Below are 14,517 nucleotides of genomic sequence, written 5' to 3'. Positions count from 1 at the left end.
GGGATCAGGTGAGCAGGGTGGTCGCGGTCACTGGCGCTAGGCCGCGTTTGCGCAGGGCCGCGATCAGCTCGGGCAACGCCGCCACGGTGCCGGGATGCCCGAAGTGCAGGCTCACGATCGATCCATTGTGTACGCCGTCCAGGGTGGCCTGGACGACGGCGGCCGGGCCCGGATCGGTGTAGTCGAGGGAGTCGACGTCATAGGCCAGGCAGGTGGCGTACCCCGCGCGGCGGGCCTGCTGCTGGACCGCGGCGGTGGCGCGGGGCGTCTGCGACGGCCGGAACCAGCGCCCGGCCGAGCCGGTGAGCCTCCGGAGCACGTCCGCGCAGCGGGTGATCTCGGCGTACTGGGCCGCTGGGGACAGGCTGCTGATGTCGGCGTGGGAGTAGGTGTGGTTGCCCAGCTCATGACCGCCGTCGAGGATGGCGCGGGCCAACGCCGGATGCTCCGCCAGCCAGCTGCCGACCGCGAGGACCGTCACCGCCACGTCCGACTGCGCCAAGACGGCCAGCGTTGTGCGTACCAGCTGATCTTCGCCTTGGCCGTGGAAGGTGAGCGCGACCTGGGCGCGGTCGCGCGGCCCGTGGACGACCTCGGCCGGTAGCGGCGACGCGGACGGTGGAGGGCTGGGGCTGGGGCTGGGCGTGGGGCCGGACACCCGGGCGTCGGTGCCGCAACCGGCGAGCGTGAGGGCGCCCGCCGCGAGCGCCGCACGGCGGGTGAACTGCATGGACGTCAGCGTAGGCCGGGCCGGGAGGCGGACTGGCCCGGCGCGCCGGGCTCCGGCCGAAGTGGAGGATGACGACTGGGCCCTTGCCGCCGGATTAACGATCGGCGAGGATGGGGCGACGGAACGTGACGGAGGCGGGATGGTGATTGCGACGTCGGCTCGGCTCCGGCTGCCGCTTGACCACACCGCGCCCGCGGCCGCGCGGCACGGCGCGAAACCGATCCTGATCGGCTGGGGCTGCACGGATGAGGCGTGGCTCGGCGACGCGGCCGTCGTCATCAGCGAACTCGTCTCGAACGCGGTCATCCACGCCGGCGGCTGTGTCGAGCTGAGCCTCGAACTGCGCGGCGGCCGGGTCTGGATCGGCGCGGCCGACACGTCCTCGGCCGAACCACGACGGCGCGTCGCCACCGTCGACGGCGGTCACGGGCTGGCCATCATCGAAGACCTCACCGTGCGTCTCCATGTGCAGCGCTATCACCGCGGCAAGCGCGTCTGGGCGGTGCTGCGCCCCTGCCTGATCGACTGACCGGCTCTCATCGTCTTCTCATCCGGCTCTGGGCAGAGTTGGTGTGTGCCCGATTCCCGCGACTCCCGGCGCAGGTCGGAGACGGAGCGCCGGCCCCCGGCGCGCGTGCCTTCCAGCGTCCGCTGGACGGCCCGGTTCCTCGCCCTCGCCGGTGTCGTCGACCTGCTGACCGTTCTGCTGCCGCCGGCTCGATACCGGCTGAGTCTGCTCACCGAGGTTGTGCCCCTCACCGGGGTGCAGACCGCCCGGGCCGCCACCGCGGCCGTCGGCCTGCTGCTGATCTATCTCAGCGTCGGGCTGCGGCGACGCACTCGCGAGGCGTGGTTCCTGGCGGTCGCCCTGGCCTTGGTGAGCACGGCGCTGAACGTGCTGAAGGGGCTGGATCTGGACGCGGCCGCGATCTCGGCAGGCCTGCTCGCCGCCCTCCTGGGCGGCCGGCGGGACTACTGCGCGGACGCCGGACGGACCAGCCGGTGGCGGGCACTGGCGGCACTGGCCGGGTTCGGTGGGGCGGGCCTGGCGTTCGGGGTGGCGGAGATCGGCGTCCGATCCCGCGCCCTCGAACCCGGCCAGTCGCCGCGCTTGTGGGTGATTCACGCCGCGGAGGGGATGGTGGGGGTGACCGGCCCACTGCGGTTCACCCGCCCGGCGGTGGCCGACGCGGTGTCGCTGACCACCGGGACGATGGGGCTGCTGGCCGTGGCCGTCGCCCTGGTGTTGCTGCTGCGTCCGCTCGGCCGCCGCCCCGGGCATACGCCGGTCGACGTCGAGCGGATCGGCCGGCTGCTCGCCTCGCACGGTCATCAGGACTCGCTCGGCTACTTCGCGCTGCGTCCGGACAAGTCGGTGATCTGGTCGCCGACCGGCAAGGCCGGCGTGGCGTACCGGGTGATCTGGGGGGTGAGCCTCGCGTCGGGGGACCCGATCGGCGACCCCGAGGCCTGGCCGGGCGCGGTCGAGGCCTGGCTGGCGGACTGCCGCCGCAACCGGTGGACCCCGGCCGTCCTCGGCTGCGGCGAACGAGCCGGTCTCGCGTACGCCCGGCAGGGGCTGAACGCCATCGAACTGGGCGACGAGGCGCTGGTGGACGTGGACGCGTTCTCGCTCGACGGGCGCTCGATGCGGGCGGTACGCCAGGCGGTCGGCCGGGTCGAACGGGCGGGCTACACCTGTCAGCTCGCCCGGCAGCGGGATCTGCCGCGAGAGGTGCTCGCCGAGGCTCGGCGCGCCTGCCACCGGTTACGCGACGGCGACGTCGAACGGGGCTTCTCCATGGCCCTGTCCCGGGTCGGCGACCCGGCCGACGGCGACTGCCTGCTGGTGCTGGCCCGGGACGCCGAGGGGCGGCTGCGCGGGCTGCTCCAGTTCGTCCCGTGGGGCCCTGACGGGCTGTCGTTGGACCTCATGCGCCGCGACCGGGCCGCCGACAACGGGCTCATCGAGTACATGGTGGTCACCGTGCTGCGGCAGGCGGCCACGCTCGGGGTCAGCCGGGTGTCGTTGAACTTCGCCGTGCTGCGTTCGGTCTTCGCCCGCGGCGACCGGCTGGGCGCCGGGCCGGTGCTGCGCCTCTGGTACCACGTCCTGATGCTGGCCTCCCGCTACTGGCAGCTCGAATCGCTGTACCGGGCGAACGCGAAGTACTCGCCGACATGGCAGCCCCGCTATCTCTGCTATCCGTCGATGGCGGACCTGCCTCGGATCGGGCTGGTCGCGCTGCGGGCGGAGGCATTCCTGACCCTGCCGCAGATCCGGCGTACGCCGTCTGTGGTGGAGACCGGCGAACGGGTGCCTTCGTGGAGCTGACCAGCCTTGCGCTGCTCGCCACCAGCGCCGTCGTCACCGCGGCCGCCCTCGCCGGACTCGTGCTGCTCTGGCGGCGGCTGCGTGGTCCGTTCGTCGTCGTGCGGGTCGGCGGCATCCTGCTGGCCGAGATCCTGCTGCTGGCCTCGATCGGGCTGACCGTGAACCGCGCCGGGGACTTCTATCCGAGCTGGGCTTCGCTGCTCGGGGAGGCCACACCGGTGCGGCTGCCCACCGCCGATCCCGTGCGCCTGCCCCCACAACTGGCGGCGCAGGCGTCGGCCGGCCGCACCAACGGCCTGGTGTTTCCCTGGCATCCGGCGGGAGAACGCGATTGGCGCCTGGCTGGGTCACCCGTCGCGTACCTCCCGCCGGAATCCTTCCAAGCCGGCGGGGTCGCCGTCCCGGCGATCGTGGTCGTCTCGACGGCCGCCCCTCCGGTCGACACCGTGATTCGCGGCCTGGCCAAGGCGGCGGGCGAACCGGTGGCTCTGGTAATCGTCCGGATCGGCAGGACGACACCGATCCCCGTGCTCGCGACCGGGCTGAGCCATGCGCTGCCGACTTCGCTACCGGTGCTGGGTCACGGGTGGGCGCTCATCGGGTCGGGCGTGGCGGCCCTGAGTCTCTGGCAGGCCGGTCAGCAACGCTTCGTGGCGCTGGCGTTGACTCCGCCGCCCGACGCGACCACCGTCCACAAAGCACAGGCGGCCGTCCGGACCCGGCTGTGGATCGGCCCGGATCTCCTCGGCGCGCTGCGCTGGGCGGGTACGCAGACCCCGCCGCCGTTGGAACCGCCGGTCGCGCTGACGCCGATCTCGTCGCCCTCCACCCGCTCTGGCCGAAGTTGATCACCACGTAGGGGGATCGATCATGACGCCACGGGCACGACACGCCGGTCGATCACGACCGAAAGTTCATGACCGCGCGGTGAGCGCGGAGAGCGCGGAGAGCGCGGAAAGGGGGTCGAGTGGCGCCGGACGGTGAGCTGACCCAGATCGTCGCGGTGACGGCGACGGTCCTGGTCGCGATCGTGACCGCGGTGGGCTGGGATCGGCTGCGCGATCGCGCCCGCGGCCGGGCTCTCGTCCTGCGGACGATCGCGGTCGCCGCCTGCGTGGCGACAGCGGTGCTGGCGGGCTTCGTCACTATGGACCGGACGTTCGAGTTCTTCGGCAACTGGACCGACATCGTGGGGCTCGCGTCGGCCGACGAGCCGGCGGCCGCGGCGGATCCAGGGGCCGACGCCGCACACAGCCAGATCGTGCCGTTCGCCGTCCACGGCATGGCCAGCCACCTCGACCTGCCCGCGTACGCGTACCTCCCGGCCGGGTATGCCACCGGGACCCGGCGGCTGCCGGTGGTGGAGGCGCTCGACGGGTTCCCCGGCAGTCCCCGCGTCTGGCTGCGCTCGCTGCTGGCCCAGCAGGTGCTGGACCAGGAGATCGCGGCGCATCGCATACCGCCGATGGTGGTGGTCTTCCCGACGCAGACGGTCACCGCCCAACGGGACTCCGAGTGTGTCGACGCCGTCGGCGGTCCAGCGCTGGACACCTTCCTCACGACGGACGTGCCCGCCGCCGTCGAGCACCGGTTCCGCGTACGCACCGACGCGGCGGGCTGGGGCTTGATCGGCTACTCCACGGGCGGCTTCTGCGCGGTCAATCTCGCCCTGCGCCACCCCGACCGGTACGCCGCCGCGGCCAGCCTCTCCGGCTACTTCTCGGCGATCACCGACCACACCACCGGTGACCTCTACCGGGGTTCGCCGCAGACCCGGCTGGAGAACTCTCCACTGTGGCGGGTGACCGCCCTGCCGGTCCCCTCGCTCGCCCTGTACATCGCGACCGCGCAGGACGACCGGCCCGGATACACCCAGCTCCGCCGGTTCGCCGAGGTCGCCAAGCCGCCGTTGCGGATCACCACCGCGACCATTCCGGTCGGCGGGCACAGCCGGAAGGTGTGGCGGCAGATGGCCGCCCCGGCCTTCGACTGGCTCGCGTCCTGGCTGGCCGGCCCCGAATGAAGCCGGCCCGGCTCACGACGGCCCGGCTCACGACGGCCCGGCTGGCGGCGGCCCGGCTCACGACGGCCCGGCTCACGACGGCCCGGCTGGCGGCGGCCCGGCTGGCGGCGGCCCGGCTCACGACGGCCCGGCTGGCGGCGGCCCGGCTGACGACGGCCCGGCTGGCGGCGGCCCGGCTGGCGACGGTGCCGGCGGGGCTAGGCGGTGCTGAAGCGGTAGCCCGCGCCTCGGACCGTCTGGATGGTGTCCTGGGCGAACGGCCGGTCCACCTTCTCCCGCAGATAGCGGATGTAGACATCGACCACATTGGACCCGGTGAGCTGGTCGCTGTCCCACAACTTGTCGATCAGATAGGTCCTCGTCAGCACCTGATCGGGATTCCGCATCAGCTCGTGCAGCAGCGCGAACTCACGGGCCGACAACGCCACCGGCTGCCCGTCGCGGATCACCGTCCGCCGCGCCGGGTCCAGGGTGATCCCGGCCAGCTCCAGGACCGCCGGTCGCTGGCTGGGCGCGCGGCGGGTCAGCGCGCGCGTCCGCGCGTACAGCTCCGCGAGGGCGACCGGCTTGACCAGGTAGTCGTCTGCGCCCGCGTCCAGCGCGGTCACCCGGTCGGCCACCGCGTCGCGCGCGGTCAGCACCAGGATCGGGGTCCAGCGCTCCTCCGCCCGCAGCGTGCGGGTCACGCTCACCCCGTCGGCGCCGGGAATCATCAGGTCCAGCACGATCAGGTCGTACGCGAATTCGCGCGCGGCCCACAACGCCTCCGTCCCCGAGACGGCGAGGTCGACGGCGTACCCCTCGCCGAGCAGTCCGCGCCGCAGCACCCCGGCCAGCGTCGTGTCGTCCTCCACCAGTAGCAGCCGCACGCGGACTAACCTACGCCGAGTGAAGTCGCTGTTCCGGCGGTGGACGCCCGGCTCGCTGCGCGGCCGCATCACGGCGGTCTACCTGGTCGCGCTCGTCGTCACGCTGACGGGGTTCGGGGTCGTGGGCTCGCTGCTGTTCGTCGGCGACCTGCGTCAGGGCGACACCGACGAGGTGACCGCCCGGGTCGGCGACCTCGCGGCCGCCGTCCGCGCGGGTGACCTGACCCCGGTCGAACAGGACCCGTACGCCCAGGTCATCGACGGCGCCCGGGTGACCGCGCGCTCGTCGGCCGCACCGGCGGCCCCCGTCCTCGACGCAGCCGAACTGAGCGAGGCTCGCCAGGACAAGCTGGTCGTGCACAAGAACGTGCCGGGGCTCGGCGACGACGCCGTGCTCGTGGCGACGCCGTTGCCGGAGGGCCGGGTGGCCGTCGCCGGGGCCAGCCTCGACACCGTGAACACGGCGGCTCGCCGGCTCATCACCGGGCTCGCCCTCGGCCTGCCCATTCTGCTGGCGCTGCTGACCCTCGGCGTACGCCGGCTGCTGGGCTCGGCGCTGCGGCCGGTCGCGGGGCTGACCGCGGAGGCGCAGGAGATCAGCACGGCGGACCCCGGACGGCGGTTGCCGGTGCCGCCCGGTGAGGACGAGATCGCGTCCCTCGCGCGTACCCTCAACGGGATGCTCGACCGCATCGCGGCCGCGACGAAGCGGGAGCGCACGTTCCTGGACGCGGCCGCGCACGAGCTGCGGACCCCGGTGGCGGCGTTGCGCGCGGAGCTGGAGCTGGGCCTGGCCGGCGGGCAGGAGCAGGCGCGGGAAGCCTTACGCGGCGGGCTGCGGGAGGCCGACCGGCTGGCCCGGTTGACCGCGGACATGCTGACGCTGGCCCGCGCGCGGGCCGGGCAGTTGCCGCTGGAGCGCCTGCCGACCGACGTGACCGACCGGGTACGCGCGACCGCCGGCCGGGTCGCGGGGGCGTATCCGCTGCGTCTGCGGGTGGTGGGCGAGGAACTGGTCGCCGACGTCGACCCGGTACGCCTGGACCAGGTGGTCACGAACCTCGTCGCGAACGCCGCCCAGGCCGGGGCCGGTCAGGTGACCGTCGGCGTACGCGGGGAGCCGCCGGCCACCGTCGTGATCACCGTCGACGACGACGGCCCCGGATTCCCCGCCGCCATGCTGCCGGTGCAGTTCCCGGAGCCTGGCTCGGTGCCGCGGCACGATTCGAGCGGCACGGGACTGGGGCTCACGATCGTCGACATGATCGCCCGAGTCCACGCGGGGTCGGTCGGGGCCGCCAACACCTCCCCACTGGGCGGGGCGCACGTCGAAGTGCGGCTGCCCGCCCCGCCGGATTCGGGTCGCGATTTGTCGGACTCGGCGTAGATTGGCATTCGTGGCTGATCCGTACGAGCTGCTGAAGCAGACCTTGGCCCAGTTCAAGTTCCCGGCGACCCAGCAGGAGATCGTCGAATACGCCTTCCAGTACGGCGCGGACCCGGACACCCGCCGGGCGTTGCACAGCCTGCCGCTGGCGACCTACGACAACCTCTCCGAGGTGTTGCGGTCGGTCCGGCTGCGGACTGCCGACGAGGAAGGGCTGAGTGCGTCCGACAAGGTCGCCCATTCCCGGTCCAAGCACAGCCGTCAGGTCGCCGAGCACCTCCGCGACCTCGGCTGACGCTGGGGCGCAGGCGGGCTCAGCCGGGGGTGAAGCTCTCCTCAGCCGGGGGTGAAGCTCTCCTCAGCCGGGGGTGAAGCTCTCGGCGATGTCGTCGCGTACTCCGGCGACGGCCTGCTTGAGGATGGCGTCGATCTGTTCCCGGTCGCATTCGCCGAGCACCCCGACGTCGACCCGGCTGCGGGCGTCCGGCAGGGGCGTGATCACGAGGTTGGCGTACCAGGCGTCGCCGGATTCGGTGGCGACCGGAAGGACGCGCTGGTGCCGCAGGCCCGGGTCGCCGGTGCCCCCCGCGTCCGGCGTGTGCAGGCGTACGCGGAGCAGGCCTGGTCCGTCCTCGTCGAGGCGCAGCGGCTCGGGGAGCCAGCGCGACACCCGGCCGGGATCGGTCAACGCCTCGAACACCAGCTCGGGGACGACCCCGAACTCGACGACGGCATGTGGGCGTACCTGCACAGCCAGATCCACGGGTGCGGCCATACCCTCAGGCTAAACCGGTTAAACCGGGCCGAGGAGGCGTTCGAGCAACCGCGGCTCACCCGGCCAGGCGGCCATCAGCACCTCCCGGGGCACCTGGCGGCCGGCGTACCGGAGGCAGAGGGCGACCACGACAATGTCGTCCAGCGGGCCGATGACCGGGATGAACTCCGGGATCAGATCGATCGGGCTGGCCACCCAGACACCGGCGAACACAATCGCGATCTTCGCCTTCCGGGGCACCCGCGGATCTTTGCGCAACCGGCGCACGGTGGTGACGCAGTCGGGGATGAACGCCGCGAGGTCGCGCAGAATGCCCGGCGGCAGCCGCCGGGCCAGCAGGATCAGCAGGCCCCACGAGGCGACGACGACGGCGACCGCGACGCCGAGCCCGATCAGCCACTCCCGCATGTGATCACATCCCTCCGAGGAAGAGTAATCCCGACACGACGAGGCCGGCCTCGACGAGGAGCACGAACACCCGGTCGCCGACCCGGGTCAGGATCTTCTTGCCGGTCCACGCTCCGGCGAGCACCGCCGGGGTCAGCGCCAGCCCGTAGAGGAGCACGGTCCGGGTCAGCAGGTCGCCCGTCCCGTACGCCGTGAGCTTCGCCAGGTGCATGGTCAGCGCGCTGGCTGCCTCCGTCCCGATGTAGGCCGCCCGGGTCAGCCCATACGCGAGGAAGAACGGTGCGGTCAGCGGGCCGACCGAGCCGAGGAGGGCCGAGCCGAACCCCGAGGCGGCTCCGACGGCGGCGAAGACCGGGTCCTTCGGCTTGCCCGGCTGGGGGCGTACGCGTCGCCAGACGACCAGGCCGATGAGGAAGCCGCCGAGGACCCGTTTGAGCGGCGACAGTGGGGCGTGCGCGAGCAGGAGGCCGCCCGCGACGGCGAACGGGACCGCGCCGAGCGCGAACCAGCCGACGAGGCGCCATTGGAGGTCGTGGCGGTTCAGCCAGACCCGGGCGCCGTTGCTCGACAACTGTGTCAGGGTCAGCATCGGCACCGCCATCCGCAGTCCGAACAACGCCGTGAACACCGGCAGCAGCAGTACGCCGCCGCCGAACCCGGCCACCGCCGACAGCAACGCGAGCGCGTACGCCGCGGCGGACGCGCCGAGCAGCACCGGCCAGTGGTCCATCGGCATCCGGCCACGATGTCATAGCGACCGGATGCCGATGGCCCCGTCAGACGGTGAAGCCGCCGTCGACGTTGAGGGACGCGCCGGTCACGTACCGGCTGTCGGGCCGGGCGAGGAAGGCGACCGCTGCGGCGATGTCGGCCGGGTCGGCGTAGTGGCCGGTGGCGGTGAACCCGGTGACGACTGTCGCGTTAGGACCGTCAGCCGGATTCAGCGCGGTGTCGGTCGCTCCGGGGTGCACCAGGTTCACCGTGATGCCGCGCGGGCCTAGTTCTCGCCCGAGCGCCTTGGTGAGCCCGGTCAGCGCCGTCTTGCTCATCGAGTACAGCGAGAAGCCGGGGAACACCACGCGCTCCGCCGCGTTGCTGCCGATCATGACGATGCGCCCGCCGCCGCTCAGGTGCCGCAACGCCGCCTGGCTGGCGAGGAACGGGGCCCGGACGTTGACCGCCATGGTCTGCTCGAAGTCGGCGAGGGTCAGCTCCTCGATCGGGCCGAGCCGGAACTCACCCGCGTTGTTCACCAGGATGTCGAGCCGCCCCAGTTCGGCCACGGTGGCGTCGACCGCCGCGACGACCTCGGCCGGGTCCGCGCAGTCCGCCCGGTGCGCGACCGCGCGGCGGCCCAGCGCCACGATCTGCTTCACGACGTTCTCCGCGGCCTGCGCGTCCCGCTGGTAGGTGATCGCGACGTCCGCGCCGTCCTGGGCCAGGCGCAGCGCCACCGCCGCGCCGATGCCCCGCCCGCCGCCGGTGACCAGGGCGACCTTGCTGTCGAGTGAGTTATTCATGATCACCAGATTGGTACGCCGAAAGGCGATCGTCTGGCGAGGATCGGACGCGGCAGTTTCAGTCGAGCAGAACCGGGAGCGCCTCGACGCCGTACACAATGGACGCATGACGGAAGCGGAGATCGGCGGCGTCGACGGCCAGCCGCATGCCGGGAAAGCGCCGGACCAGCGCCGGGTACGCCGCCCGTAGCTCCATCTTCGCCAGCTCCGCGCCGATGCACCGATGCAGGCCGTGCCCGAAGGCCAGATGCGAGGTCGGCGTACGGGTGGGGTCGGGGTGCTCCAGTTCCGGTCCGAGCACCGGGTCGCGGTTGGCCCCCGACAACGAGACGATCACCACGTCGCCGCGGCTGATCGGCGTACCGGCGATGGTGAGGTCGTCGCGAGCGAAGCGGGGGAAGGCCACCTGCACGACGGCCAGGTGCCGGAGCACCTCTTCGACGAAGGGCGCGGCGGCTTCGTCCGTTGTGCGTACCAGCTGAGCTGCTTGCGGGTCGCGGAGCAGGACCAAGGCGCCCAGGGCGAGCATGCTGGCGGTCGTCTCGAAGCCCCCGGTCAGTACGCCGTCCGCGAGCCCCGCGAGCTCGTCGTCGGTGACCTCGTCGCCGTGCTCGCGGATGATCATCCCGATCAGCCCGTCGCCCGGGTGGCGGCGCTGAGCCTGGACCACGGTACGCAGATAGTCGAGCGACTCGCTGATGGCCCCCAGCGGCGCGTCCGCGCCCGCGAAGACGTCGAAGCGGGCCATGGCCAGGCGCTGGAAGTCGGCCCGGTCGGCGTAGGGGACGCCGAGCAGCTCGCAGATGACCAGCGACGGGATCGGCAGCGCGAACTCCGCGACCAGGTCCACCGGGCCGGGCATGGCGGCCATCGCGTCGAGTCGCTCGTCGACGATGTCGTGGATGCGCGGCGTGAGCCGGGCCAGCCGGCGCATGGTGAACTCGGGCGTGAGCAGTTTGCGCAGGCGCGTGTGCTCGGGCGGGTCGGCGAAGCCCAGCCCGCCGGGGCCGGCGACGCCGGGCGCGAGGTTCGCGAAGTCGGTGGAGAAGCCGTCGCCGTCGGCGAGCACCTGCTTGGCCGCCGCGTAGCCGGTGACCAGCCAGACGCGCAGACCGAACGGGACGGGCAGGCGGGACACCGGCGCCTGCTCGCGGATCGTGCCCAGCTCCGGCACCGGGTCGAGGCCGGTCCGGCGCAACGGGACGAGCGTGCGGTCCGGCAGCATGCCGACCTTGGCCAGGTCGAAGCCGCCCTTGCGCCCCAGATAGCGCCGGGCGGCCGCGGCCAGGATGCGGGACGTCAGCTGCCTCACCCGCGCGACGCTACTGGACGTTCGCCCTGGCGGGGAACCTGATCGTTGGATTCGCAATAGCCGGGAACTTTATCGGCCGGCGTGACGACCACCGCTGGTCAGAGCCAGTCCCGGCGGCGGAACAGCAGGTAGAGGGTCACCGACAGCACGGCGATGACCGCGCTCGACACGATGAAACCCGACAGGTGACCGAAGCCGGGATATGGCACGTTCTGCCCGTAGAACCCGGTCACCGCGGTCGGCACCGCGATGATGGCGGCCCAGCTCGTCACCTGCTTCATGATCACGTTGAGCCGATTGCCGCGCAACGTCAGCTGCGTCTCCAGGATCGTGCTGACCAGTTCCCGCAGCGTGTCCGTGCGCTCGACCGCTCGCCGCGCGTGATCGTAGACGTCCTCGTAGTAGGGCTCCATCGTCTCGTCGAAGCTGCGGCCCTCCCGGCGCAGCCCGTCGACCAGCTCCTGCGTCGGCACCACCACATGCCGCAGGCGTACCAGGCTCTTGCGCAGCTCATAGGTCCGCCGTTGCATGTCGCGGGACCGCGTCGGCCGGTCGTCGAACAGGGCGTCCTCGAGATCCTCGATCTGCTCGTCCAGCGCCTCGCTCGCGTCGCTGAGCGTGTCCACCACGTAGTCGATCAGCCCGTGCAGCAGGTATGCCACCCCGTGCTTGGCGAGCTGAGGCAGCAGGTCCCAGCGGTTGGTGACCTCGTCGATGTCGAACGACTCGTCCGGCCGGATGGTGACCAGCGCCTTCGGCGTGACGAACGCGTTCACCGTCGCCTTCGTCAATTCCCCGGTCTGGACGTCCAGCCGCACCGCGTACGCCGTGACGAACAGATGCGTGGCGTACCGGTCGATCTTGGGGCGCTGATGCTCGGTGAGCGCGTCTTCCACCGCGAGCGGATGCAGACCCAACTCCTCGCTGACCGCGTGCAGCTCGTCCGGGGTCGGCCGCACCAGATCGAACCACACCGTGCTCCCGGGATCGGCCAGGTGGTCGGAGACCTGGGCGATGGGGAAGCCCTGAGCGGCGAGTTCGCCGGCGCGATACAGGCGGGTCAGCGGCATGCCCTCACCTTCCCACAGGATCCGGTCGTCCACCCGCGTGGTTTGCCCCGTTTCCGGCCGTGTCAGGGCGATGACAGGGCCATGACAGCAGCCGAGGCGATCGTTTGACGCACACACAGCCCGCAAGAACGCAAGGAGCTAGACGATGGAACTCAACAACCGCGGCTTCTCGGAGGCCGGCCTGCGCCGGCTGCGCGACGTGCTGACCCGGCACGTCGAGTCCGGGCGGATCCCCGGCCTGGTGGCCCTGGTCAGCCGAGGCGGGCAGACGCACGTCGAGGCGATCGGCACGATGCGCCACGACGGCGGCGCGCCGATGCGCCGCGACACGATCTTCCGGATGGCGTCGACATCCAAGCCGGTTTCGGTCGCGGCGGCGATGATCCTGCTCGACGAGTGCCGGCTGCGCCTGGACGACCTGGTGCAGCAGTGGCTGCCGGAACTGGCCGACCGCCAGGTGCTCCGGCGGATCGACAGCCCGCTGGACGACACGGTCCCGGCGCGGCGGCCGATCACCGTACGGGATGTGCTGACCTCGACGTTCGGCCTCGGGATGGACATGACGTCCCTGGGCACCCCGGTGATGAACGCCGTCTTCGAGCAAGGGCTCACACCCGACCTGCCGACGCCGATGCCGGAGCCGGACGAGTGGCTGCGCCGCCTCGGCACGCTGCCGCTGATGCACCAGCCCGGCGAGCGCTGGCAGTACCACATCGCCAGCGACCTGCTCGGCGTACTGGTCGCCCGGGTCACCGGGCAGTCGTTCGAGGAGTTCCTGCGGGAACGCCTCTTCGAGCCGCTGGGAATGAAGGACACCGGCTTCGACGTGCCCGCGGAGAAGATCGACCGGCTGCCGCCGCTCTACGCACCGGATCCGCAGTCGGGCGAGTTCCACGTGTGGGACCCGGCCGAAGGCGGCCGCCACAGCCGGCCGCCGGCCTTCCCGGGCGGCGGCGGTGGCCTGGTCTCCACTGTCGACGATTACCACGCGTACTTCCAGATGCTTCTCAACGGCGGCACGGCGGGCGGCGGATTCTGTCCAAGCCCGCGGTCGAGCTGATGACCACCAACCGGCTGACCGCCGAGCAGCTCGCCGCGCGAGAGGCGATGGGACGCGACAACGTCCACATCTCCTTCGGTCAGGGGCAGCACGGCGGCTGGGGGTTCGGCATGGCTGTACGCACCTACCGGGGTGACTACGCGCCGGTCGGCCAGTTCGGCTGGGACGGCGGCAGCGGGGTCACGACGTACGCCGATCCGGCCAACCAGCTCACCGGGATGCTGCTGACCCAGGTCGGGATGACCGTGCCGGACGCGGCGCGGGCGATCCACGACTTCTGGACGACGCTGTATCAGGCGCTCGAGGACTGATCCTTCATGACCTTGGCGAGTTTCGGTTGCTCTGGCCGCCGAAACTCGCCAAGGTCACATGTCGAGCAGGGTGCCCACGATCTCCTCGCCGCGGTCCTGCCGGTAAGGCGCCGGATAGAGGCCGATCGGCCGCCGATAACGGCGTTCCAGGGGCGTCATGCGGGTTGGTTGTTTCGAGGGCATCTGATGCGTCGCCGTGAGCACGGCGGGAAGGCCGGTCAGGCTGTCGCGGGCAGCCGGTCGTGCGCGTCGGCGACATCTTCGGCGACCAGGAGCGCCTCGTCGAGGCCGCTCACCTCGAGCACCCGCCGGACGATGCGCGGCGCTCCGGCGATCACCAGGCGGCCGCCCTTCGAGCCCAGCTGCTCGACGGCGGCGGCGAACGCGCTCAGCCCGGTCGAGTCGCAGAACGCCAACCCGGTGGCGTCGAGGACGATGTCCGTCGCGCCGTCGGCGATCGCCTTCACGATGGCGTCGGCCAGCGTCGGCGAGGTCATGACGTCGAGCTCACCGACCAAGGTGAGGACCGTGGGATCGACTTGCCGGGAAGGGCTGACACTCAAGGCCATGGCGTCTCCGTCGCTGCCGGGGCGGGGGGCGCGCCGTGCTCGGTGATGATCATCAGGGGACCAAGTGTACGCACAGCCCGGACTGGGTAGCGTGGCGAACGCAAGATCCTTCGGTAGCCTGACCGCGACGCCAACCCCTCCCCTCGAA

At 72.0% G+C, this 14,517-nt stretch carries 17 protein-coding genes; 8 read left to right on the top strand and 9 right to left on the bottom strand.

All coding sequences use genetic code 11. The annotated features are described in order from the left end of the window. Positions 1-4: 4 nt before the first annotated feature. The gene (locus AB0H43_RS04940; RefSeq protein ID WP_359996625.1) at positions 5-730 is read right to left on the bottom strand and encodes a polysaccharide deacetylase family protein; all 726 of its coding nucleotides are present in this window, start codon (positions 728-730) and stop codon (positions 5-7) included. 61 nt (positions 731-791) lie between these two features. Between AB0H43_RS04940 and AB0H43_RS04935 the strand changes: the two genes are divergently transcribed. The 4 genes from AB0H43_RS04935 (at position 792) to AB0H43_RS04920 (ending at position 5,088) form a co-directional block, all read left to right on the top strand. Then, positions 792-1,259: an ATP-binding protein gene (locus tag AB0H43_RS04935; protein WP_359996622.1), complete on the top strand. Its 468-nt coding sequence runs from the start codon at positions 792-794 to the stop codon at positions 1,257-1,259. A 45-nt stretch (positions 1,260-1,304) separates the two neighbouring features. Next, the gene (locus tag AB0H43_RS04930; RefSeq protein ID WP_359996619.1) at positions 1,305-3,065 is read left to right on the top strand and encodes a phosphatidylglycerol lysyltransferase domain-containing protein; all 1,761 of its coding nucleotides are present in this window, start codon (positions 1,305-1,307) and stop codon (positions 3,063-3,065) included. Continuing rightward, positions 3,056-3,913 carry a hypothetical protein gene (locus AB0H43_RS04925; protein WP_359996616.1) on the top strand — a complete coding sequence of 286 codons (858 nt, stop codon included), beginning with the start codon at positions 3,056-3,058 and terminating at the stop codon, positions 3,911-3,913. Before AB0H43_RS04930 ends, AB0H43_RS04925 begins: the two co-directional genes overlap by 10 nt. 119 nt (positions 3,914-4,032) lie before the next feature. Beyond that, positions 4,033-5,088 carry an alpha/beta hydrolase-fold protein gene (locus tag AB0H43_RS04920; protein WP_359996614.1) on the top strand — a complete coding sequence of 352 codons (1,056 nt, stop codon included), beginning with the start codon at positions 4,033-4,035 and terminating at the stop codon, positions 5,086-5,088. Positions 5,089-5,285: 197 nt separating this feature from the next. On the opposite strand, the gene AB0H43_RS04915 is transcribed toward AB0H43_RS04920, so the two are convergent. Continuing rightward, complete coding sequence (locus tag AB0H43_RS04915; RefSeq protein WP_359996612.1) at positions 5,286-5,957, bottom strand: response regulator transcription factor; 672 nt, start codon at positions 5,955-5,957, stop codon at positions 5,286-5,288. Between the two features lie 19 nt (positions 5,958-5,976). Between AB0H43_RS04915 and AB0H43_RS04910 the strand changes: the two genes are divergently transcribed. Together AB0H43_RS04910 and AB0H43_RS04905 are read left to right on the top strand one after the other, a co-directional pair. After that, entirely contained in the window at positions 5,977-7,344 is a 1,368-nt protein-coding gene (locus AB0H43_RS04910) for a HAMP domain-containing sensor histidine kinase (RefSeq protein WP_359996610.1), read from the top strand. A 10-nt stretch (positions 7,345-7,354) separates the two neighbouring features. Further along, positions 7,355-7,639, top strand: a complete 285-nt coding sequence (locus tag AB0H43_RS04905) for a DUF2795 domain-containing protein (protein WP_359996608.1) — start codon at positions 7,355-7,357, stop codon at positions 7,637-7,639. 63 nt (positions 7,640-7,702) lie between these two features. On the opposite strand, the gene AB0H43_RS04900 is transcribed toward AB0H43_RS04905, so the two are convergent. From AB0H43_RS04900 to AB0H43_RS04875, 6 genes are all read right to left on the bottom strand, one after another. Further along, the gene (locus AB0H43_RS04900) at positions 7,703-8,119 is read right to left on the bottom strand and encodes a hypothetical protein (RefSeq protein ID WP_359996606.1); all 417 of its coding nucleotides are present in this window, start codon (positions 8,117-8,119) and stop codon (positions 7,703-7,705) included. A gap of 18 nt (positions 8,120-8,137) precedes the next feature. Beyond that, positions 8,138-8,527 (bottom strand): DUF1232 domain-containing protein, encoded by a 390-nt coding sequence (locus AB0H43_RS04895; protein ID WP_359996603.1) that lies wholly within the window; start codon positions 8,525-8,527, stop codon positions 8,138-8,140. Between the two features lie 4 nt (positions 8,528-8,531). Then, positions 8,532-9,263, bottom strand: coding sequence for a sulfite exporter TauE/SafE family protein (locus AB0H43_RS04890; RefSeq protein WP_359996600.1), 732 nt, complete (start codon positions 9,261-9,263; stop codon positions 8,532-8,534). A gap of 40 nt (positions 9,264-9,303) precedes the next feature. Continuing rightward, positions 9,304-10,047, bottom strand: coding sequence for an SDR family oxidoreductase (locus AB0H43_RS04885; protein ID WP_359996597.1), 744 nt, complete (start codon positions 10,045-10,047; stop codon positions 9,304-9,306). A 58-nt stretch (positions 10,048-10,105) separates the two neighbouring features. Beyond that, positions 10,106-11,359 carry a cytochrome P450 gene (locus AB0H43_RS04880; protein WP_359996594.1) on the bottom strand — a complete coding sequence of 418 codons (1,254 nt, stop codon included), beginning with the start codon at positions 11,357-11,359 and terminating at the stop codon, positions 10,106-10,108. A gap of 98 nt (positions 11,360-11,457) precedes the next feature. Then, positions 11,458-12,429, bottom strand: a complete 972-nt coding sequence (locus tag AB0H43_RS04875; RefSeq protein WP_359996592.1) for a magnesium transporter CorA family protein — start codon at positions 12,427-12,429, stop codon at positions 11,458-11,460. Positions 12,430-12,574: 145 nt separating this feature from the next. On the opposite strand from AB0H43_RS04875, the gene AB0H43_RS04870 reads away from it, so the two are divergent. Then, positions 12,575-13,489 carry a serine hydrolase domain-containing protein gene (locus AB0H43_RS04870; RefSeq protein WP_359996589.1) on the top strand — a complete coding sequence of 305 codons (915 nt, stop codon included), beginning with the start codon at positions 12,575-12,577 and terminating at the stop codon, positions 13,487-13,489. Then, positions 13,489-13,800, top strand: coding sequence for a hypothetical protein (locus AB0H43_RS04865; protein WP_359996586.1), 312 nt, complete (start codon positions 13,489-13,491; stop codon positions 13,798-13,800). The genes AB0H43_RS04870 and AB0H43_RS04865 overlap by 1 nt, the downstream gene beginning before the upstream one ends. Positions 13,801-14,018: 218 nt before the next feature. Here AB0H43_RS04865 and AB0H43_RS04860 read toward each other — a convergent pair whose 3' ends face one another. Continuing rightward, positions 14,019-14,369 (bottom strand): STAS domain-containing protein, encoded by a 351-nt coding sequence (locus AB0H43_RS04860; RefSeq protein WP_359996581.1) that lies wholly within the window; start codon positions 14,367-14,369, stop codon positions 14,019-14,021. Between the last annotated feature and the right edge of the window lie 148 nt (positions 14,370-14,517).

The sequence above is a fragment of the Hamadaea sp. NPDC050747 genome (assembly GCF_040654195.1).
Lineage (GTDB): Bacteria > Actinomycetota > Actinomycetes > Mycobacteriales > Micromonosporaceae > Hamadaea.
Note: the sequence above shows the minus strand (reverse complement) of the source record. Positions and strands in the feature narration are given on the sequence as shown.

What these genes read in the sequence shown, in the direction of transcription:
- AB0H43_RS04940 (WP_359996625.1), bottom strand. Translation starts at nt 730, where the DNA reads ATGCAGTTCACCCGCCGTGCGGCGCTCGCGGCGGGCGCCCTCACGCTC.
- AB0H43_RS04860 (WP_359996581.1), bottom strand. Translation starts at nt 14,369, where the DNA reads ATGGCCTTGAGTGTCAGCCCTTCCCGGCAAGTCGATCCCACGGTCCTC.
- AB0H43_RS04875 (WP_359996592.1), bottom strand. Translation starts at nt 12,429, where the DNA reads ATGCCGCTGACCCGCCTGTATCGCGCCGGCGAACTCGCCGCTCAGGGC.
- AB0H43_RS04870 (WP_359996589.1), top strand. Translation starts at nt 12,575, where the DNA reads ATGGAACTCAACAACCGCGGCTTCTCGGAGGCCGGCCTGCGCCGGCTG.
- AB0H43_RS04895 (WP_359996603.1), bottom strand. Translation starts at nt 8,527, where the DNA reads ATGCGGGAGTGGCTGATCGGGCTCGGCGTCGCGGTCGCCGTCGTCGTC.
- AB0H43_RS04900 (WP_359996606.1), bottom strand. Translation starts at nt 8,119, where the DNA reads ATGGCCGCACCCGTGGATCTGGCTGTGCAGGTACGCCCACATGCCGTC.
- AB0H43_RS04885 (WP_359996597.1), bottom strand. Translation starts at nt 10,047, where the DNA reads ATGAATAACTCACTCGACAGCAAGGTCGCCCTGGTCACCGGCGGCGGG.
- AB0H43_RS04865 (WP_359996586.1), top strand. Translation starts at nt 13,489, where the DNA reads ATGACCACCAACCGGCTGACCGCCGAGCAGCTCGCCGCGCGAGAGGCG.
- AB0H43_RS04890 (WP_359996600.1), bottom strand. Translation starts at nt 9,263, where the DNA reads ATGCCGATGGACCACTGGCCGGTGCTGCTCGGCGCGTCCGCCGCGGCG.